The following is a 20,947-nucleotide window of genomic DNA, read 5'->3' on the forward strand; positions in this document are numbered from 1 at the left end:
AGGTGCTAAACCGGAGTTTCGTTTGACGAGCCTTGCCACTAGACTGGTACCTCACAGATGGAATCGGAGACGCATGCATGACCGACCTCACACGCCGCATCGACCAGGGCACCGGCCGCGAGCCGGCGGATATCGTGCTGAAGGGCGGGCGCTTCTTCGATCTGGTCACGGGCGAGCTCGTCACCTCCGATATCGCGATATCCGGCGAGACAATCATCGGGACCATCGAGGATTATGAAGGTCGCGAAGTCATCGACATCACGGATAAGATCGTCGTGCCCGGCTTCATCGACACCCATCTGCACATCGAGAGTTCGCTGGTCACCCCGCATGAATTCGACCGTTGCGTCCTGCCTTATGGCGTGACGACCGTCATCTGCGATCCGCATGAGATCGCCAATGTGCTGGGCACGGAAGGCATTCAGTTCTTCCTCGATTCATCCGAACAGACGATCATGGACATCCGCGTCCAGCTCTCCTCCTGCGTGCCGGCGACGCACCTGGAAACCTCGGGCGCGGATCTGCCGATCGAACGTCTTCTGCCTTTCCGCGACCATCCGAAGGTCATCGGACTTGCCGAATTCATGAATTTTCCGGGCGTGATCCACAAGGATCCGATCTGTATGGCCAAGCTCGAGGCCTTTCAGGACGGCCATATCGACGGCCATTCGCCGCTGCTCTCGGGCCGGGACCTGAACGGCTATCTCTCCGCCCGCATCCGCACCGATCACGAATGCACGACGGCGGCCGAAGCCATGGAAAAGATCCGCAAGGGCATGCATATCCTTGTGCGCGAAGGCTCGGTGTCCAAGGACCTGCACGCGCTGATGCCGATCCTCACCGAGCGGCTGTCGCCATTCCTGGCGCTCTGCACCGATGACCGCAACCCGCTCGACATCGCCGAACAGGGGCATCTCGACTACATGATCCGCGAGGCGATCAGACATGGCGTCGAGCCGCTCGCCGTCTATCGTGCCGCGTCGATCTCGGCCGCCCGCGCCTTCGGCCTGCGCGATCGTGGCCTCGTGGCGCCAGGCTGGCGCGCCGATCTCGTCGTCATCGACTCACTGGAGAACTGCAAGGCCGAGATGGTGTTTTCCGCCGGTCGCCGGGTGACCGACGCCCTCTTCGCCGCACGCAAGGACGTGGCTCCGGTCGGCCTCGACAGCGTCCAGGCGCGTATCGTCAAGGCCGCCGATTTCGGCGTGCCGGTCGCGGAAGGCGAGACGCCCGTCATCGGCGTGATGCCCGGCAAGATCATCACCGAACACCGCCGTTACCGCCTGCCGACCTCGGGCAACCAGACCGCCGTCGATCTCGAAAACGATGTGATCAAGGTCGCCGTCATCGAGCGTCATGGCAAGAACGGCAACCATGCCAACGGCTTCGTTCAGGGTTTTGGCCTGAAGAAGGGCGCGATCGCCTCGACCGTCGGCCATGACAGCCACAATATCTGCGTCGTCGGCGTCTCCGAGGAAGACATGGCGCTCGCGGCAAACAGGCTGGGCGAAATCAAGGGCGGCTTCGTCGTGGTGGAGGATGGCAAGGTGACCGGCGAAATCCCGCTCCCCGTCGCCGGCCTGATGAGTCTCGAACCCTATGAGAGCGTGCGCGACACGTTGCACGACTTGAGAAAATCGGCCTATGCCCTTGGAACGACTCTCGAAGAGCCATTCCTCCAGGTCGCTTTCCTGCCACTACCGGTCATTCCGCATTTGAAGATTTCCGACAAGGGCATGGTCGATGTCGACCAGTTCAGGCTGATCGGGTGAGGATGGGATCTGGGTCTGGATCCGCTCCCTTGTCGACCATGACAAACTGGCCTGTCATTGATCACAACGTGGTAAAAGGCCCATGGTCCTGCCGCATCACGCAGGAACATAGGAATGTCTACGCCGTTGTCGGCGCAGGTGAAGACCAGACGCTTGTCGTCATGCAATTCTGTTCCCACTTCTGACGAGGCTCCATGGTATCCGACACCGAGAACCATCAGACAATTCCCCTGCGCCAGCGCCTGACGCGCCTGTACTACGGGCGCTCCACCGGCGCCATCCGCTTCCAGTTCGCACTGATGGTGATCGACCTCGCCATCATCGGCTTCTTCCTTGCCGGCCCCTATCTGCGTGACCGGCCGAGCTACCTCATCCTGGATTATGCCATCGCGGCCTGGATCGCGGTCGAGATCCTTGCCCAATTGGCGGCCTCGCGCACGACCCGCGGCTTCCTGATGCGGCCGATGACCTGGGTCGACATCTTCGTGCTCGGCACGCTGCTCTTTCCGCAATGGCTGTTCAACTTCGCCTTCCTGCGCGTTGCCCGCATCTGGGCAGTGGCCCAGCGGCCGATCTTCACGCTGATGCTGCGCAGGCTGGGCTTGAAGGAACAGACGGATGTGGTCACGTCCTTCATCAACCTCTTCGTCTTCCTCTTCCTGGTGACGGGCTTCGTCTATACCTTCTTCTTCTATGCTGAAGATGCCGGTACCGGCTTCATCGATGCGCTCTACTTCACCGTGGCAACGGTGACGACGACCGGCTTCGGTGACATCACCCTGCCCGGCCCCTTCGGCAAGCTGACGTCGATCGTGACCATGATCATCGGCATCTCCCTGTTCGTTCGGCTGGCCCAGTCGATTGTCCGCCCCTACAAGGTGACATTCCCCTGCCCCGAATGCGGATTGCAGCGGCACGATGCGGACGCGGTCCACTGCAAGGCCTGCGGCCACACACTGAACATCCCCGACGACGGGCTGTGATCGTTCAAAGTGCCTTGCGGAAATAGACGACACGCTGCGTTTCGTCGAAACCGAGTGCCGCATGCATGGCATGGGACGTCGTATTGTCGAGACTGGCATCGGAGCCGAGTTCGCTCAGGCCCATCGACCGCGCCCAATCGCTGACGGCCGACACAAGCAATCGCGCAACTCCGGTCCGGCGTGCAGATGGCAGAACGATGATGCCTTCAAGGAAGGCGACAGGCGATGTCTGGCAGCCGTTGACATAGTCGAAGCGGATACTGGCCTCGGCAAGCCCGATGGCCCGTCCGTCAGGATCGAAACAGAGGAAGGCGACGAGCCGCTCCGGCTTCTCCAGCGCCTCGGCGATTTCCCCCCGATGACCGTCGAGCGCGAGGTGCGGCCAGAGCGCATGGCGCAGATCGGTCCAGGCATCAAGATCCCGAGGCCCGGCTATGCGCACGAAATGCCCCGTCACGACACCCTCGCGCAGATGCCGTCGAGCGGTCCGAGCCTGATCTCGCCATCAACCACCGTGCCCTTCAGGCCGGGCATGGAGAGGATTTCCTGCACGGTATCTCCGTTGGGGACCGTCAAGATCTGCGGTCCGCGCCGCAGATTGAAGACGAAGAGAAGACGTTCGGGACCGTGCGTCCGGACAAAGGCAAGCACATCCTCATTGGTCGCGACGAAATGCATGTCACCGTCGAGCAGTGCCTCGTGCTGCTTGCGAAAGGCGAGCGTGGCACGGTAATGCGCAAGCACCGAGCCTGCATCCTTCTCCTGGGCATCGACAGCGAGTGACAGGTGCTCGACCGGCACCGGCAACCAGGGCTTCGCGCTGGAAAAGCCGGCATGAGCCTTGCCCTTTTCCCAGACCATCGGCGTGCGGCATCCATCGCGCCCCTTGAAGGCCGGCCAGAAGCGGATGCCATAGGGATCGCGCAGATCCTCGAAGGTCAGCTCCGCCTCCGGCAAGCCCAGCTCCTCGCCCTGATAGAGGCAGATCGAGCCGCGCAGGGCCGCAAGCACGGAGGCCGCAAGCTTGGCCACCGCCACCCGCTCGCCGGCTTCCTGGACGAAGCGGCTGACATGCCGTGTCACATCATGATTGGAAAAGGCCCAGCAGACCCAGCCGTCCTTCACCTGCTTCTGGAAGCTTTCGACGCAGTGGCGGATATGGCTCGGGGTGAAGTCGGGCCCGAGCAGGTCGAAGGTGTAGCACATGTGCAGCTTGTCGCCGCCGGACGTATAGGCCGCCACCGTCTTCAGGGAGCGTGCCCCGTCGCCGACCTCGCCGACCGTGGTGCGATGCGGATACTGGTCGAGCAGCGCCCGGAAGCGTTTGAGGAACTCGATATTCTCCGGTTGGGTCTTGTCGTAGAGATGGCTCTGCATGCCGTAAGGGTTCACATCGGGCGCATCGAGCCCGGCCTCTTCACTGTCGGGCACGTGGGGCGGATTGTCCCTCAGTTCCTTGTCGTGGAAATAGTAATTGACCGTATCGAGCCGGAAGCCGTCAATGCCCCGGTCGAGCCAGAACTTCACCGCATCCAGAACCGCGTCCTGAACCTCGCGATTGTGGAAGTTGAGGTCGGGCTGCGAGGCAAGGAAGTTGTGCATGTAATATTGCTTGCGAACGCCGTCCCATTCCCAGGCGGGACCACCGAAGACCGACAGCCAGTTGTTGGGCGCGGTACCATCGGGTTTGGCAGCGGCCCAGACGAACCAGTCGGCTTTCGCATTGTCGCGGCTGGTGCGGCTTTCCTTGAACCAGGGATGCTGGTCGGACGTGTGCGAGATCACCTGATCGATGATCACCTTCAGCCCGAGCCGCTTTGCCTCCGTCATCATCTGGTCGAAATCGGCAAGCGTCCCGAACATCGGATCGACGTCGCAATAGTCCGACACGTCGTAGCCCATGTCCGCCTGCGGCGAAGTGAAGAAGGGCGAGAGCCAGATGGCATCGACCCCGAGGGAGGCGATATAAGGCAGCCGCTCGATGATGCCCTTGATATCCCCGATACCGTCGCCATCCGTATCCTGGAAGGAGCGCGGATAGACCTGATAGATGACGGCACCCCGCCACCAGTCGGCAGTCTTGGAACGGGCGGCCTTGGAGTGAGACTTGGTCATGGGCGTGTCCTTCGGCGGGAATCGATCTCGAACGGCGTCGAACTCTAGGCAACCGACTTGTGTCGCCAAAGTCAAACGCCCCTCTGCGCGCACTGACATGAAGCTGTAATCTTCCCCTCCCATAAGGCGGGAAGAGCTTGTGAAGCAGAATCGCCGCTTGGGCGGCCGATCGGATGAGGGCGGACACGCCATGCCGAGACTGACCATCGTCACCGATGCCTGGCACCCGCAGGTGAACGGTGTCGTCCGCTCCATAGAGACCACCAACCGCGAGCTGCACAAGATGGGCATCGAGGTGTCGATGATCACTCCGGAGCAGTTCCGCAGCATTCCGATGCCGACCTATCCGGAAATCCGGCTGTCGCTCGCGCTTCCCGGCCGAATCGGCCGCATGATCGAGGCGCAGCAGCCGGATTATGTGCATATCGCCACCGAAGGCCCGCTGGGGCTCATGGCGCGGCACTGGTGCCTGCGCAACAAGCGCCCCTTTTCCACCACCTATCACACCCGGTTTCCGGAATATGTCGCGGCCCGCCTGCCGGTACCGCTGTCCTGGCTCTATGCCTTTGTACGCTGGTTTCACAATCGCGGCGGCGCCTGCATGGTGGCCACCGAGAGCCTGCGGCGGGAACTGGCCGCTCGGGGCATCAATAATCTCTGCCTCTGGAGCCGCGGCATCGACACCGCTCTCTTCCGCCCGCGCGAAAAGGCCGAAAGACCCTTCGGCCTTGCCCGCCCGGTCTTCATGACGGTCGGCCGCGTCGCAGTGGAGAAGAACCTTCCGGCCTTCCTCGATCTCGACTTGCCCGGTTCGAAAGTGGTCGTGGGTGATGGACCGGCCCGCGCCGACTTGCAGGCACGCTATCCAGATGTGCTGTTCACCGGGGTAAAGCATGGAGAGGATCTGGCCCGCGCCTATTCGCAGGCCGATGTCTTCGTCTTCCCGTCGAAAACCGACACCTTCGGCAACACGATCCTGGAAGCGCTCGCTTCGGGCGTGCCCGTGGCCGGCTACCCGGTGACCGGGCCCATCGACATCATCCCGGCAGGTTCAAACGCGGGCGCACTCGATCACGACCTCGCAATCGCCTGCATGGCAGCCCTGAAAGCGTCGCCTGCTTCGGCCCGCGGGCTGGCCGAGACCTATTCCTGGCAAGCGGCCACCGAACAATTCTTCGACAATGTCGTGGAAGCCAAGGAGCAGCGCCGCAAGCGGGGCCTGCGGCAGCGTTTTGGAGCCCGCCCGGCAGAGCTGGACGCCCACGGACATCCCGCCACCGAGTGACAGCCCGGATCAGCGGCGCCTCTTGCGCCCTTCGAACGGGTTTTCGCCCGCCTTGAAGTGGATGCGGATCGGCACGCCCGGCATGTCGAAATCGGCGCGCAGACCATTGGTCAGGTATCGCACATAACTTTCCGGAAGCGCATCGGGACGCGTGCAGGAGATCATGAAGGCCGGCGGGCGGGCCTTGACCTGGGTCATGTATTTCAGCTTCAAGCGACGGCCGGAGACCGCCGGTGGCGGATGCTGGGTCGTGACAGCGTCGAGCCAGCGATTGAGCTTGGCGGTCGAGATGCGCTTGTTCCACACCTTGTCGGTGTCGATGATATTCTGCATCAGCTTCTCGAGCCCGTAACCGGTCTGGCCGGACATCGGGATGGCGCGGATGCCGCGCGCCTGCGGCAGAAGCCGCTCGGTCTTCTCGCGCAGTTCCGTCAACAACGCCTGTGGATCGTCGATCAGATCCCACTTGTTGAAGGCGAGCACCGCAGCGCGGCCCTCACGCAGGCAGAGGTCGACGATCTGCAGGTCCTGCTTTTCGAACGGAATGGTCGCATCGAAGACGATGACGACAGTTTCGGCAAAGCGGATAGCGCGTAGCGCATCGGCGACGGACAGCTTTTCGAGCTTTTCCTGCACGCGCGCCTTCCGACGCATGCCGGCGGTGTCGAACATCCTGATGGTGCGGCCGCGCCAGTCCCATTCAACCGAGATCGAATCGCGGGTGATGCCTGCCTCGGGGCCCGTCAGCAGCCGGTCCTCACCGAGGAAGCGGTTGATCAGTGTCGATTTTCCGGCATTCGGGCGGCCGACGATCGCAACGCGCAGCGGCTTGGTTTCGTCATATTCGGGTTCAACCTCGTCTTCTTCGCCGTCGAGGTCATCGTCCTGCGGAAGAAGGACATTCGTCTCGGCGACATCCTCGTCCTCGGGAAAGGCGCGTTCCTCGCCGATCGCTTCGACGATCGCGTCGCGCAGGTCGATCATGCCCTGGCCGTGTTCGGCTGAGATCGGCACCGGTTCGCCGAGTCCCAGAGTATAGGCGTCGTAGAAGCCCGCATCCGAGCCGCGCGCCTCCGACTTGTTGGCCACCAGCACAACGGGCCGTCCGCGACGGCGCAGCATTTCGGCAAGCGCCTGATCGACAGGCGTCAGGCCGTACTTGGCATCGACGACAAACAGCGTCAGATCGGCCTCGTCGATGGCCATTTCCGTCTGGGCGCGCATGCGCCCCTGCAGCGTCTCAGGCCCGGCCTCTTCGAGACCGGCCGTATCGATGATGGTGAAACGCAGGTCCACGAGCTTGGCCTCGCCCGGACGGCGGTCACGGGTGACGCCGGGGGTATCGTCGACCAACGCCAGCTTCTTCCCGACGAGGCGGTTGAAGAGCGTGGACTTGCCGACATTCGGGCGACCGACGATGGCGACTGTGAAACTCATGGGAACGCTAGCTTTCCGGCCTTCAAGGCCTTGTTGTTGTTACGGCGCCTTGCCGGAGGCCTTGATGTTGTCGAGCATCATCTGGGCCCGGTTGGCGACATTGCGCGGGGCTTCCGCGTCTTCGATGATCTGTTCGAACCACTCGCGGGCGCGGGTCATGTCACCGGCCTTGTAAGCGGCAAGCCCCAGCGCTTCGCGGGCGGCATGACGCATGGCATTGGTCGGCGTCGCCATGGCTTCAACCATGGCAGAGACGTCTTCGTAGGAACCGGTATCGACGAGCAGCCAGGCTGCCCGAACCTTCGCCGTGTTGCGCACGGCATCCGGGATCGCGGCATCGTCGCCGATCGACTTGAAGGACGCGATGGCGCCGGCGGGCTCTCCCTTTTCGGCCAGGACCGAAGCGGCGCGAAAACGTGCCAGGATTCCATAAGCACCGTAACCGTCCTGTTCCAGCGCCTGCAATGCGGCTTCCGCCTCATCGCGCTTGCCCTGGTCGGCCAGCGTCAGTGCCGCGAGGAACTTGTCGCCGGCATCTGATGCCTGGGTCGAGTCCCAGTGGGTCCAGAGCCGATGGCCGGCCGTGCCGAGAACGATCACCACGGCAGCACCGATGATCAGGCGGCTGTAGCGCTTCCAGGCATTGCGCACCTGGTCGGAGCGGAGCTCCTCGTTCACTTCGCGGATAAAGCTGTCGTTCTGATCAACCATTCATACCCCCGGACAAATGCCGGCCTTTCGATACAGTCTCATGCGTGAGCGGCCTTCTAGCCGATTTTTGCCCGCTTGTAAGGGGAAAACCGCCAACAGGCTTAAGCCGTCACATGGCGAGTGGTGCAACACCGATCAACAATTTGTGCAGCCACATGGTGATGACAGCCCAAACCACGATACCGCCGACCACGGCAATCGCATCCCAGCGCGCCGAAACGAAGGGCTTGAGCACCAGATCACCGTCTCGAACCCGCCGCTTGTAGTTGATCCTGAGAACAACGCCCCAGGCAAGGAGCGCGACAAACAGGAGAACCGAGGCCAGATCGCCATTGGCGAGCAGATGGGCGGCGGCCCAGATCTTGATCGACAGCACGATCGGATGCTTGGTCCTCGTCGCGATATGTCCGGCCGGCAGGAAACCGGCGACCAGACAGATCATGGCAAACAGCATCAGCGTTGTCGTCAGATGGTTCATGCCGGCAGGCGGGAACCAGAGATTGATGAACGGCGCTGTCGCATAGCCCCAGATCAGGATGATCAGCGACAGGAGGCTCATCACCGAATTGATCACCCGCCAGCCGGTCTCGCCGAAGCGCTCGATCATCGACAGCCGAAAACCGGGCGCGACGACGCGGATCAGATGGGTGGCGAGAAACAGGATGATGCCGAGAATGAGAAGCGTCATGGATCAGAACCTTTCAGGTCGAGTTGCCCAAAGCCTTACTGGTCTGGCGTTCGAATTTCCAGAGCGTTCAAAGCTTCGCCGCATTTGGATGGGACGCAGCACGCCTTGTTGATTGCCGGGTGTTTTTGCGATGTTGCGATACTTGATGGCCTTTTCCCTTGCCCTGGCCGCCACGACGGCGCTTGCCGAAGCCCCGGCCCCTGCGTCAAATGGCGCTGGCAGGGACAGGCCGAAGCAGATCCTGCTCGTTTCTTTCGATGGCGCGCATGACAACCGGCTCTGGGCGCGAAGCCGCGAGATTGCAAAGCGTGCCAATGCGCATTTCACCTATTTCCTTTCCTGCACCACACTTATCCCGCGCGCCCGCGCCGGCGACTACAAGGCTCCGGGCATGAAGGCCGGACGCTCGAATATCGGCTTTGCAACCGATGTCGAGGAGGTCGCCGTCAGGCTCGACCACATCTGGAATGCCAAAACGGAAGGCCACGAGATCGCCAGCCACACCTGTGGCCACATCGACGGCAAGGGCTGGACGACGGCCGAGTGGCAGACGGAATTCAAGACCTTCGACAGGGTTCTTCTCAACGCGTGGAAGGACAATGGCCTCGCCGACCGTGAACCGAAGGACTGGGCGGACTTCGTGAAGAACGACATCACCGGATTTCGCGCGCCCTATCTTTCCGCCCCTGACAGCCTGTTCCAGGCCGAGCGCGAGCACGGCTTCCGCTATGATGCAAGCGTGGTGACCCATGACCCGGCCCTGCCGGTGACAAAGGGCGGCCTTGCCGGATTCGGCCTGCCGCTGATCCCGGAGGGGCCGAAAGAGCGGCGCATCATCGCCATGGACTACAATCTCTTCATCCGCCATTCGGCCGGCATTGACCATCCGTCGAAGGGCGACGAATTCGCCGGGCGCAGCTACGAAGCCTTCAGGCAAGCCTTCGATCGTCAATATCGGGGAGATCGAATTCCGCTGCAGATCGGCCTGCACTTCGTCGAGATGAACGGCGGCGCCTATTGGGCGGCGATGGAACGGCTGGTGGCCGAAGTCTGCCCCCTGCCCGACGTCGCCTGCGTCACCTATGCCCAAGCGCTTGCCATGCTGGAAGACCGGGATGGCTCCACGACCGCGCCCGGCGCCATGTGATCGCGTGACAGGTTTGCTTGCCCGCCGGCACGCCCGACAAGCGGCCACTCAACCTTGAGGAACGGCATGCAGATCGGCTGCGGCCATCGGCCTGTTGCGCTTCCCCAATCGGGACAGAGCGCTCTTCATGAAGCCGATGAAAGTGAAAGGCCGCGCCGGTTTCCCCGCGCGGCCTTTCCCTTGCCAGAGATACCGGCCTGAGGTCAGTACGGACGATCCGCAGCGATCTCGCCTTCGGCGGCCTCGCGCTCGAGATAACGCTGGTCGATCTCGGGAAGCGGGTCACCATCGATGGCAGCCTCGAAAGCCGCGAGACGCTTGTGGATCGACAGAAGCTCGATGATCGTCGACCAGTAGCTGACGAGATACTGGAAACTGTCCGTGACCTGACCGAAGGCCGTAGCGATCTGCTGCCAGAGGCCCATGGTGATCTTGCCGGCAACAATGGTCGGGATCAGGATGAAGGTCAGGAAAATCGCGTCCAGCTGCCCATACGTATACCGGGCGACGTTGAAATAGGTGTAGTGCCAGTACATGCGGAAATAGTTGCGGCGAACATTGGAGAAGAGTTCGCGCACCGTCACCGGCTGGGCCCGATCCCCATCGTCCTCGCCATAGACGAGTTCCTTGCGGAAGGCCGCCTCGACGCGCTGGTTGCGGAACTGCAGGCCCGGCAGACGGATACCGGCGACCATCAGCAAGATCGTTCCGAACGCCGACCACAGGATTGCAAGCCAGAACAAGGCATGCGGAACGGCACCGATGATCGGCAACTCGCTCACATTTTCCGACATGCGGAACAGGATCGGCAGGAAGACGACCAGCGTCATGACCGAATTGATCAGGGCGACGCCGAGGCCTTCGAGGATATTGGCGAAACGCATCGTGTCTTCCTGAACACGCTGCGAAGCACCTTCGATGTGACGCAGCTTGTCCCACTTCGACATGTAGAAGTCGTTCATCGCATTGCGCCAGCGGAAGACATAGTGGTTGGTGAAAAAGGCCGTGAACACCGAGAGCGTCACGCCGACCATGCCGATTTCGAGGAATCGCAGCTGCAGCTCATAAAGCTGGCCAGCGGTGACGGTCCCGTCCCCGTTCAGCGCCTTCTGGAAGAGGTCGAAGAAGGGACCGCGCCAGTTGTTGACCGCGACCGAGATCTGCACGCTGAAATAGGCGATAAAGATGATGAAGGCCGAGCCCCAGATCGACCAGTTGGTCCAGGGATGATCCTTGGCGATCACCTGCCAGACGGCCCCGAAGAGCACCACGAAAATGGTGAAGTAGAGGTAGAACCACAGATTGTCGGGCGTGAAGAAGAAGGCGAGCCCGACCGGCGGCTGCTGCCCTTCGGCGAGCGGCGGCAAGCCGATCGCGGCACCGATCTGCGGGCCAACAGAGTACCAGACGATGATGCAGACGAGAGTCCACACAGCCGCCGAGGTGAAGAACAGCCTGGGCCGGGGAAAGAAGGAATGAAACACGCGGGAAACCTTCGTGAAGGAGAAGTCCTGTAGAGTCTGGCGGAACCTAGGGCAGAAGGTACCGTCCAGCAATGGCATCGCCAAATTGTGGCGGAATTACCCCCGCGAAAATTACGGGTTTGTAAGAATAGGCAAAGCCTGGAGATTTACGCTTCCCTTGCCTCCCGCCCAAAAATCGCTAGGGAAGTCCCAAAGCTTTTTCAGGAGTGCACCATGAGCGACCTCAGCCTGCAGCAGGCGATCGACAACATCTACACCTCGATCAACAACGACAATGAAGAAATCGACCTTCACATTGCTGCCCTGAAGGCCGCAATGTCCCGGGAAGGCGTCAAGGAAGCGGTGTTCGAGCCAGGCAAGCTTGCCCAGTCAAACCGTCAGGGCCGCAAGATCATGCAGTCCTATTTCAAGAAGAAGGGTGTTGCGGTCGGCTTTGCGAAGTCGGAATAAGCCAGCAATCCTTGCGATCAAACGCTCGCCTCAATCGGCGAGCGTCAGCACCAGCGGGCCGTTTTTCGTCACCACGATCGTGTGCTCGAACTGCACGGTGGGCGCCCGCGGCTCGCTGTAGAGCGTCCAGTTGTCCTTGTCGCCATCCTCGGCCCATTGGCCACCGAGCGAGAGAAACGGCTCGACGGTAAAGACAAGCCCCTCCTCCATGATCCGTGTTTCGTCCGGATCCGGCCAGGTCGACAGCTCGGTCGGCTCCTCGTGCAGCGAACGGCCCACACCGTGGCTCGCGAGATTGGTGATTAGCGTGTAGCGGTTCTTCCTGGCAAAGGCACCGATCGAATTGCCGATATCGGCCAGCGGCCGCCCGGTCTTCACCTGGTTCAGCCCGACCCACAGCGCGCGCTTGCCGTCACGCAGCAGCCGTTCCTGTTTTGTCGTCACCGGCGGAACGATGAAGGAGGAACCGGTATCGCCGAAATAACCGAGCTTTTCGGCCGAGACATCGATGTTGACGAGGTCACCCGCCTTGATCACCCGGTCGCCCGGAATGCCGTGGGCAATCTCTTCATTGACAGAGATGCAGGTGGCGCCGGGGAATTTGTAGCAGAGCTCCGGCGCCGACTGCGCGCCGTTTTCCTCCAGAACCTTGCGGCCGATCAAATCCAGCTCGCGGGTCGTGATCCCAGGCTCCAGCGCCGACGCCATCACCTTGACCGCCGTCGCGCAGATGCGCCCGATGTCTTTGAGATGGACGAGGTCCTCTTCGGTTTCAACGATCATGCTGGTCCTTCGCTGCTTCTTCGGCTGAGGCTTTCGTGCTTACGCAGCCGACGCCTTCTCCGTCAACGCCTTGCGCACCAGGGGCGCTACTTTTGTGCCATACAGCTCGATCCCGCGCATGATCTCGACATGCGGCATGGGGCCAATCGCCATCTGCATCAGGAAGCGGTCATTCTTGAATATGCCGTGCATGGCAACGATCTTTTCGGCCACGGCCTCGGGATCGCCGACAAAGAGCGCACCTTTAGGCCCTCGCGAGGCATCGAACTGCGCCCGGTTGGTCGGACCCCAGCCGCGCTCGCGGCCGATCCGGTCCATCACGACGGCCTGGGGCGCATAGAAGATGTCGGCGGCAGACTGGGTCGTGTCATGAATGAAGCCGTGCACATTGATACTGGCTTTCAGCATCGACGGATCGACGCCGGCTTTCGCCGCACTCTGACGGTAGAGATCAAACATAGGCGCAAAGCGATGCGGCTCGCCGCCGATGATGGCGAGCGCCAACGGCAGGCCGAGATAGCCGGCCCGCGCGGCCGATTGCGGCGTGCCGCCGATCGCAATCCACAGCGGCAGCGGATCCTGCAGCGGCCGCGGATAAACGCCACGGCCGTGAACTGGCTTGCGGGTCTGGCCCTCCCAGGTGACGATCTCGTTTTCGCGGATTTCCATCAACAACTGCAGCTTCTCTGCAAACAGCAGGTCATAGTCTTCGAGGTCGTAGCCGAACAACGGGAAGCTCTCGATGAAGGAGCCGCGGCCGGCCATCATCTCGACCCGGCCATTGGAGAGGAGGTCGACGGTGGCATATTGCTGGAAAACGCGAACCGGATCATCGGAAGAGAGAACCGAAACCGCGCTGGTCAACCGAATGTTTTTTGTCTGCACGGCAGCGGCCGCGAGGATCGTCGCCGGCGAGGAGGCCATGTAATCGGGACGGTGATGCTCCCCGAGACCGAAAACATCGAGGCCGACTTCGTCCGCCAGCCGGATTTCGGCCAAAAGCTCATCGACGCGGCGCTTGGCTTCCGCGCCCTTGTTTGCGGCATTCGGATCGACATCCGCGAAGGTGTATAGGCCGAGTTCCATGGGTTTTCTCTCGCTGTATCGTTGTGCCAGAGATAGATGGTGATGCGACGTCCTGCAAACCGCGGCGGGGTGACGGACTGTTTCGAAGTGACGAACGAACAGGTCTCAGCATCCGCTTTGCCGGACCTCAAGCAATGCAGCCCTCCGCCAAAATCGCGATTGCCAGTGCTCCGCCTTTAAGCATAACTTCGCACACGTATTGCGTCGCAAAAGGCCTAAAAAGGGAGAATGGCATGGCAAGAACCGTCGTCGTCACCGGATCGACCAGTGGGATCGGGCTCGGCATTGCCAGAGCCTTCGCAGCCGAAGGCGCGAACCTCGTTATCAACGGCTTTGGCCCGGCTGAGGAGATCGAGGCAAACCGCAAGGCGCTCGAAGCCCATGGCGGCAAGGCGATCTATCACGGCGCCGACATGACCAGACCGGCAGAGATTGCCGACCTGATCGCCACTGCCGAGACGGCTTTTGGCGGCATCGACGTGCTCGTCAACAATGCCGGAATCCAGCATGTGTCGCCGGTCGAGGATTTTCCCATCGACAAATGGGACCAGATCATCGCAATCAACCTGACCAGTTCCTTCCACACGATCCGCGCCTGCGTGCCCGGCATGAAGGCGAAGAAAAAGGGCCGCATCATCAATGTCGCCTCCGCCCATGCGCTGGTGGCCTCGCCCTACAAATCGGCCTATGTCGCCGCAAAGCACGGGATCATGGGCCTCACCAAGTCCGTTGCCTTGGAACTGGCAGAATTCGGCATTACCATCAACGCCATCTGCCCCGGTTACGTGTTGACGCCGCTCGTGGAAAAGCAGATCCCCGATACGGCCAGGGCCCGCGGCATTTCCGAGGAAGAGGTGAAGACGGATGTGATGCTGCGTCTGCAGGCGACGAAGGAATTCGTGGCCATCGAGGAGGTAGGGGCCACCGCCATCTTCCTCGCCAGCGATGCAGCCAGGCAGATCACCGGCACCTCCATTTCGATCGACGGCGGCTGGACCGCGCAGTAACGCGGCATCCGCACACAAAGGCAGTTCATGACCAGCATTCGTTTCATCCTGAACGGCGAAGACATCGCCCTTTCCAGCCTCGACCCGACCGAGACGCTGCTCGACTTCCTGCGCCTGAAGCGCCGGCTGACGGGCTCCAAGGAAGGTTGCGCGGAAGGCGATTGCGGCGCCTGCACGGTCCTGGTCGGACGCCTCGTCTCGGGACGGCTCGTATATGAAACGGTCAATGCCTGCATCCGCTTCGTCGGCTCGCTGAACGCAACCCATGTCGTGACGGTCGAGCATCTGGCGGCGAAGGACGGCACGCTGCATCCTGTGCAGCAGGCCATGGTCGATTGCCATGGCTCGCAATGCGGCTTCTGCACCCCGGGATTCGTCATGTCGCTCTACGGGCTTTGGCTCACCTCGGAGAACCCCAGCCGCGCCGAAATCGAGCGGGCATTGCAAGGCAATCTCTGTCGCTGCACGGGCTACGAGCCCATCGTCAAGGCCGCCGAACAGGTGGCTCGCATCCGGCCATCTGCCCTCTTCGACCCGCTGGAACGCGAACGCGCCGAAATCATCGCGCGGCTGGAAGAGCTGGTCAGCCATGAGACCATCCTGGTGAATGGCTGCGATGGCCGCACCCTGGTGGTGCCCGGCAGCGTCGAAGCCCTGGCGAACACCCTCGCCGCCCATCCCAAGGCAACCGTCGTCGCCGGTGCGACCGATGTCGGCCTCTGGGTTACCAAACAAATGCGCGTTCTCGATCCCGTGGTCTTCATCAATCATCTGGAAGACCTGCAAAGGACCACCGTCAAGCCCGAGGGCATCACGCTGGGCGCCGGCGTCAGCTATTCCAGCGCTTTCGAGATCCTGCGCCGGGAAATTCCAGCCTTCGGCCGCCTGATCGAGCGCATCGGCGGCCAGCAGGTGCGCAACATGGGCACGATCGGCGGCAATATTGCGAACGGCTCGCCGATCGGCGACAGCCCTCCGGCGCTGATCGCACTGTCGGCCACCGTCACGCTGCGCTCGACCTCAGGCACACGAACCATGCCACTCGAGGACTTCTTCATCGACTACGGCAAGCAGGACCGGCAGCCGGGCGAATTCGTCGAAAGCCTCTTCGTCCCGCGTCCCAAGGCGACAAGCCATGTGGCCGTCTACAAGATCACCAAGCGCCGCGACGAGGACATCTCGGCTCTTTGCGGAGCCTTCCATCTGGAGACCGATGCTGATGGCGTGGTCACCCACATCCGCATCGCCTTTGGCGGCATGGCAGGCACGCCAAAGCGGGCACGGTCGGTAGAGGCAGCACTTTATGGAAAGCCGTTTACCCAGGCGACGGTCGATGCCGCGCGCGACGCCTTCGACCGCGACTACCAGCCCCTCACCGACTGGCGCGCCACGGCCGACTACCGTCAACTGACGGCGAAGAACCTGCTGACGCGGTTTTTCCTCGAAGTGTCCGGCACCCCGCAGGAACTGCAGCGCTTCGCGACGGAGGAGGCTTGATCATGGACAAGGCGACCTACGAGACGACGAAATACATCAAGGGGCCGATGCACCAGTCGCTCAGGCATGATTCAGCACACAAGCATGTCGCCGGAAGTGCCGAATATATCGACGACATTCCCGAACCCGCAGGCCTGCTGCACGGCGCGCTCGGCATGGCCGACCGCGCCCATGCGGAGATCCTGACAATCGATCTTTCGGCGGTGAAATCCTATCCGGGTGTCGTCTGCGTACTGACGGCAGCCGACATTGCCGGCGTCAACGACGTCTCCTCCGGCGGCCGGCACGACGAGCCGTTGATCGCAACGGACAAGATTGAATTTCACGGCCAGACCATCTTCGCCGTGATCGCCGAGACCCGCGACATAGCCCGGAAGGCGGCCCGTCTCGCCAAAGTCGACTACCGCGACCTGCCCTTCTGGACCGATATCGATGGCGCACTTGAAAACGACGCGCCGCTGGTGACGCCGGGCATGACGCTGAAGCGCGGCACGCCGGAGACGGAACTCGACAAGGCGGCCCACCGCATCCAGGGCTCGATGCGCATTGGCGGCCAGGAGCACTTCTATCTTGAAAGCCATATCGCGCTCGCCATCCCCGGCGAGGACGACGACGTCACCGTCTGGTCCTCGACCCAGCACCCTTCCGAGATCCAGCACATCGTCGGCCATGTTCTCGACATTCCTTCCAATGCCATCACCGTGAATACACGACGCATGGGTGGCGGCTTCGGCGGCAAGGAAACCCAGGGCAACCAGTTCGCAGCACTGGCGGCCCTGGCCGCCAAAAAGCTGAACCGCGCCGTGAAAATTCGCCCTGACCGCGACGAGGACATGGGCGTCACCGGCAAGCGCCACGATTTCAAGATGGATTTCGACGTCGCCTTCGACGGCGACGGCAAGATCCACGCGATCGAGGCGAACTTCGCCGCCCGCTGCGGGTATTCCTCGGATCTGTCCGGCCCGGTCACCGACCGTGCCCTCTTCCATGCCGATTCCAGCTATTTCTACCCGCATGTGACGCTGACCTCGCAACCGCTGAAAACGCATACTGTCTCCAACACCGCCTATCGCGGTTTCGGAGGGCCGCAGGGCATGCTCGGCGGCGAGCGCGTGATCGAAGAGATTGCCTATGCACTGGGCAAGGATCCGCTGGAGGTGCGCAAGGCCAATTTCTATGGCGAGAAGGGCTCGGGCCGCGACGTGACGCCGTACCACCAGCAGGTGGAAGACAACATCATCCTGAAGGTCGTCGAGGAACTCGAAACCTCGGTCGATTATCAAGCGCGTCGTCAGGCGATCATCGACTTCAACAGGACAAGCCCGGTCATCAAGAAGGGCATCGCGCTCACGCCGGTGAAGTTCGGCATCTCCTTCACCATGACCGCTTTCAACCAGGCCGGCGCACTCGTCCATATCTATCAGGACGGCTCGATCCATCTGAACCATGGCGGCACCGAAATGGGCCAGGGCCTCTACACCAAGGTCGCCCAGGTCGTCGCCGACTGTTTCCAGGTGGATGTCGACACGGTGAAGATCACCGCCACCACGACCACCAAGGTGCCGAACACCTCGGCCACCGCCGCCTCCTCCGGCTCCGACCTGAACGGCATGGCCGCCTTCGACGCCGCCCGCCAGATCAAGGAACGGCTGGTCGCGTTTGCCTGCGAGAAATACGGCGTCCCGTCCGCCGACGTCGAGTTTCTGCCCAACCGCGTGCGCGTTGGCGAGCAGATCTTCTCCTTTGGCGACTTCGTCAAACAGGCCTATTTTGGCCGCGTCCAGCTCTCGGCAGCGGGTTTCTACAAGACACCGAAGATCCATTGGGATCGCGCCGCCGGTCGCGGCACGCCCTTCTATTATTACGCTTATGGTGCGGCCTGCTCGGAAGTCTCGATCGATACGCTCACCGGCGAATATCTGATGGACCGCACCGACATTCTCCACGATGTCGGCAAGTCGCTGAACCCGGCCATCGATATCGGCCAGATCGAGGGCGGCTTCGTTCAGGGCATGGGCTGGCTGACGACCGAAGAACTCTGGTGGGACGGCAAGGGCAGGCTTCGCACCCACGCGCCCTCCACCTACAAGATCCCGCTCGCCTCCGACCGGCCGAAAATTTTCAACACGAAGCTCGTGCCGTGGTCGGAAAATACCGAACCGACCATTGGCCGCTCCAAGGCCGTCGGCGAACCGCCCTTCATGCTGGCGATCTCGGTGCTCGAAGCGCTCTCAATGGCTGTGGCCTCGGTCGCGGAATACCGCGTTTGCCCGAAGCTGGACGCTCCCGCCACGCCGGAGCGCGTGCTGATGGCGGTGGAGAGGTTGAAACGGGCTTGATGGGCTCAGCGCATGGCCGCTCTCAGCACGTAGAGGAAGGCTGCAAGGATCAGGGCCGGTAGAACAAGCAGCTTCACCAGATAGGCGGTCGCAATGCCGATGGACGCGGTGAACAGGTCTGCGGAAATGGCAACGCCATCCTGGATGACCTGCGCGTTCGCGGCAGCCGTGGCTGCCATGTCGGAGGCGGCCTGCAGGGTTCCGCTAAATGCAGAGCCAAGCCGGTCGAACATGCCGTCATCCGCCGGCACGATCCTGTCGGTGGGCGAAAGCACGCCGGCCGTCGCGGCGACGTCGCCGTCCACCGACGCATGCTGACCCTGCATGCGATCGAAGACCTCTGTGGCCTGGCTCCAGGCCCTGTCGGTGATGGCGTCACCCGCATAAAAGGCGATGGTGTAGGATGCGGGCAGCAGAAGGGCGCCCAGAACTCCAAGCGCGATGATCGCCCGGGCGAGACGGTCCATCATGGGCGGCACTTGCCGGGCCGTCAGGGTCAACGCCGCGCAAAACAGCGAACAGACCGCCAAGCCGACGGAAGCCACCTTCGCGACCGGCACGAGTACCAGCGACAAGATGCCGGAGACGATGGCAAGGCCGAACAGAAAATCGACCAGGCGTTCAATGGTATTGATGACAGGCTGGAGCAGTTGGCCGGGGCTTGCGGTCACGGAGGCCACGCCCACCCCGCCGGTAATGTCGGCATCGCGCGCAACGCTCATCACCGAATTTGCCACCCGCAGCGTGCCAAAGAGAGCGCCGCTGCCGATCATCACGTCCCGGCTGAAGCGCGCGGCGACATCCGCCAGCGGATTGACGAGGAAAAGCGCCACGGCGAAAACCGCAACGAGCAGCCAGACGATCAGGCCTTTGGTTCTGGTCATTGAAGCTCCCATGTCTTCGACGCGGAACCATAACACGTCAGTCCCGTTACAGGCGCGGTGAAACCCAGGGGAATAAACCCCAAGCCCTGCTGTCCAGTTCCCGGTATTGAGTGCTAGGATCGCATCATCATGACCGCTACCACCCTCCCCGCCTTTCTCGCCACCCATTCCAATTCCGTCCTCGTCGAGGTTGCCGAGACCAAGGGCTCGACCCCGCGCGACATGGGCACGCTGATGCTGGTGTCACCAAATGCGCTTTGGGGCACGATCGGCGGTGGGCATCTGGAGTTTATGGCGATCGAGCACGCCCGAAGGCGTCTGGCAGGCGCAGAGGTGGCCGAGACACTCGACGTGCCCTTGGGACCGGAAATCGGCCAATGCTGCGGCGGCCGCACGCTTTTGTCCTTTCGTGCGGTCGATGCATCCGTCACTTCAGACCTAATAAGGCGCCTCGCCGATGAACGCGCCGGGTTTCCTGAAGTCATGCTCTTCGGCGCCGGCCATGTCGGGCTGGCCCTGACCCGGGCGCTTAGCCCCCTACCGTTGAATGTCACCCTCATCGACTCGCGGCCAGAAATCGACGGTGAGGTCCCTGATGGCATCACATTCCGCCGCGTCGCCATGCCCGAGGCTGAGGTGGCGCGGGCAAAACCGGGCGCTGCCCTGGTCATCCTGACCCATGACCATGCATTGGATTTTCTGATCTGCAGGCAAGCGCTCGCCCGCAGCGATCTCGCCTATGTCGGCATGATCGGCTCGAAGACCAAACGCGCCACCTTCGCCTCCTTCTTGGAGCGCGAAGGCATGGGACGCGCTGCCCTCGAACGACTGACACTGCCGATCGGAGGGAGCGCGGTGAAGGACAAGCGCCCGGCGGTGATTGCCGCGATGGTGGCGGCAGAACTGGCAGGCGTTCTGCTCGTGTGAGCAAGCGTCGATCTTTCTCGAGCCGTCTTTCAAGCAGACTGCACAGCTCACTGAATTCGCATGCGATTCTACAAAGGGCCCGGCAAGATGAAGTCGCGCCGGCGCCGGCCGCGCCAGTCATGCAATGCGCAGTCCGCAGGCGGCTCGCTCGCGAGACCAATATCCCGCCGCAAGTCCGGCGGCAGGTCTTCCAGGCGCGTCCGCCGCCGCGTCCGCCCGGCGAGAAGCCGGTCACGAAACCATGTTTCGATGCCTTCAGTTGCAGGCACGAGTCGTCCGATCGCGGATACCATTTTCGCCTCCACGCGCTTGATGTCATTCTTGTCTGATGGACCGATCATGCCTGTGATTG

At 62.1% G+C, this 20,947-nt stretch carries 18 protein-coding genes; 9 read left to right on the plus strand and 9 right to left on the minus strand.

Annotated elements, in window-relative coordinates:
* Positions 1–77: 77 nt before the first annotated feature.
* Entirely contained in the window at positions 78–1,772 is a 1,695-nt protein-coding gene (gene ade / locus QTL56_RS08110) for an adenine deaminase (RefSeq protein ID WP_245136338.1), read from the plus strand.
* Between the two features lie 194 nt (positions 1,773–1,966).
* Positions 1,967–2,755 (plus strand): potassium channel family protein, encoded by a 789-nt coding sequence (locus tag QTL56_RS08120; RefSeq protein ID WP_245136337.1) that lies wholly within the window; start codon positions 1,967–1,969, stop codon positions 2,753–2,755.
* 4 nt (positions 2,756–2,759) lie between these two features.
* Here QTL56_RS08120 and aac(6') read toward each other — a convergent pair whose 3' ends face one another.
* Entirely contained in the window at positions 2,760–3,197 is a 438-nt protein-coding gene (aac(6'), locus tag QTL56_RS08125; protein WP_370660354.1) for an aminoglycoside 6'-N-acetyltransferase, read from the minus strand.
* Between the two features lie 11 nt (positions 3,198–3,208).
* Positions 3,209–4,870 carry a beta-galactosidase BglA gene (gene bglA / locus QTL56_RS08130; RefSeq protein WP_245136335.1) on the minus strand — a complete coding sequence of 554 codons (1,662 nt, stop codon included), beginning with the start codon at positions 4,868–4,870 and terminating at the stop codon, positions 3,209–3,211.
* A gap of 190 nt (positions 4,871–5,060) precedes the next feature.
* Here bglA and QTL56_RS08135 point away from each other — a divergent pair, with 190 nt between their 5' ends.
* The gene (locus QTL56_RS08135; protein WP_245136334.1) at positions 5,061–6,155 is read left to right on the plus strand and encodes a glycosyltransferase family 4 protein; all 1,095 of its coding nucleotides are present in this window, start codon (positions 5,061–5,063) and stop codon (positions 6,153–6,155) included.
* 9 nt (positions 6,156–6,164) lie between these two features.
* Here the strand turns inward: QTL56_RS08135 and der are convergent, their stop codons facing one another.
* The 3 genes from der to QTL56_RS08150 form a co-directional block, all read right to left on the minus strand.
* Positions 6,165–7,592, minus strand: coding sequence for a ribosome biogenesis GTPase Der (der, locus tag QTL56_RS08140; RefSeq protein WP_245136333.1), 1,428 nt, complete (start codon positions 7,590–7,592; stop codon positions 6,165–6,167).
* A 39-nt stretch (positions 7,593–7,631) separates the two neighbouring features.
* A complete protein-coding gene (locus QTL56_RS08145) occupies positions 7,632–8,303 on the minus strand; it encodes a tetratricopeptide repeat protein (protein WP_229574253.1) in 672 nt (223 codons plus the stop codon).
* 109 nt (positions 8,304–8,412) lie between these two features.
* Positions 8,413–8,991 carry an NnrU family protein gene (locus tag QTL56_RS08150; RefSeq protein WP_245136332.1) on the minus strand — a complete coding sequence of 193 codons (579 nt, stop codon included), beginning with the start codon at positions 8,989–8,991 and terminating at the stop codon, positions 8,413–8,415.
* 130 nt (positions 8,992–9,121) lie between these two features.
* Between QTL56_RS08150 and QTL56_RS08155 the strand changes: the two genes are divergently transcribed.
* On the plus strand, positions 9,122–10,138 hold the full coding sequence (locus tag QTL56_RS08155) for a polysaccharide deacetylase family protein (RefSeq protein WP_245136331.1): 1,017 nt from the start codon (positions 9,122–9,124) through the stop codon (positions 10,136–10,138).
* 203 nt (positions 10,139–10,341) lie between these two features.
* Here QTL56_RS08155 and sbmA read toward each other — a convergent pair whose 3' ends face one another.
* Positions 10,342–11,622: a peptide antibiotic transporter SbmA gene (gene sbmA, locus QTL56_RS08160; RefSeq protein ID WP_229574256.1), complete on the minus strand. Its 1,281-nt coding sequence runs from the start codon at positions 11,620–11,622 to the stop codon at positions 10,342–10,344.
* Positions 11,623–11,835: 213 nt separating this feature from the next.
* On the opposite strand from sbmA, the gene QTL56_RS08165 reads away from it, so the two are divergent.
* Positions 11,836–12,072 carry a hypothetical protein gene (locus QTL56_RS08165; RefSeq protein WP_229574257.1) on the plus strand — a complete coding sequence of 79 codons (237 nt, stop codon included), beginning with the start codon at positions 11,836–11,838 and terminating at the stop codon, positions 12,070–12,072.
* Positions 12,073–12,102: 30 nt separating this feature from the next.
* Here the strand turns inward: QTL56_RS08165 and map are convergent, their stop codons facing one another.
* Complete coding sequence (map, locus tag QTL56_RS08170) at positions 12,103–12,855, minus strand: type I methionyl aminopeptidase (RefSeq protein ID WP_245136330.1); 753 nt, start codon at positions 12,853–12,855, stop codon at positions 12,103–12,105.
* Between the two features lie 39 nt (positions 12,856–12,894).
* Positions 12,895–13,941, minus strand: a complete 1,047-nt coding sequence (locus QTL56_RS08175) for an LLM class flavin-dependent oxidoreductase (RefSeq protein ID WP_245136329.1) — start codon at positions 13,939–13,941, stop codon at positions 12,895–12,897.
* A gap of 233 nt (positions 13,942–14,174) precedes the next feature.
* Between QTL56_RS08175 and QTL56_RS08180 the strand changes: the two genes are divergently transcribed.
* The 3 genes from QTL56_RS08180 to xdhB are packed head-to-tail and all read left to right on the plus strand — an operon-like array spanning position 14,175 to position 18,784.
* The gene (locus tag QTL56_RS08180) at positions 14,175–14,948 is read left to right on the plus strand and encodes a 3-hydroxybutyrate dehydrogenase (RefSeq protein ID WP_245136328.1); all 774 of its coding nucleotides are present in this window, start codon (positions 14,175–14,177) and stop codon (positions 14,946–14,948) included.
* Between the two features lie 27 nt (positions 14,949–14,975).
* Complete coding sequence (gene xdhA / locus QTL56_RS08185) at positions 14,976–16,445, plus strand: xanthine dehydrogenase small subunit (protein WP_245136327.1); 1,470 nt, start codon at positions 14,976–14,978, stop codon at positions 16,443–16,445.
* 2 nt (positions 16,446–16,447) lie between these two features.
* Complete coding sequence (gene xdhB, locus QTL56_RS08190) at positions 16,448–18,784, plus strand: xanthine dehydrogenase molybdopterin binding subunit (RefSeq protein ID WP_245136326.1); 2,337 nt, start codon at positions 16,448–16,450, stop codon at positions 18,782–18,784.
* A gap of 5 nt (positions 18,785–18,789) precedes the next feature.
* Here the strand turns inward: xdhB and QTL56_RS08195 are convergent, their stop codons facing one another.
* A complete protein-coding gene (locus QTL56_RS08195) occupies positions 18,790–19,668 on the minus strand; it encodes a hypothetical protein (protein ID WP_245136325.1) in 879 nt (292 codons plus the stop codon).
* A gap of 129 nt (positions 19,669–19,797) precedes the next feature.
* Between QTL56_RS08195 and xdhC the strand changes: the two genes are divergently transcribed.
* Positions 19,798–20,595, plus strand: a complete 798-nt coding sequence (gene xdhC, locus QTL56_RS08200) for a xanthine dehydrogenase accessory protein XdhC (RefSeq protein WP_245136324.1) — start codon at positions 19,798–19,800, stop codon at positions 20,593–20,595.
* Positions 20,596–20,947: the final 352 nt, after the last annotated feature.

The sequence above is a fragment of the Peteryoungia algae genome (assembly GCF_030369675.1).
Lineage (GTDB): Bacteria > Pseudomonadota > Alphaproteobacteria > Rhizobiales > Rhizobiaceae > Allorhizobium > Allorhizobium algae.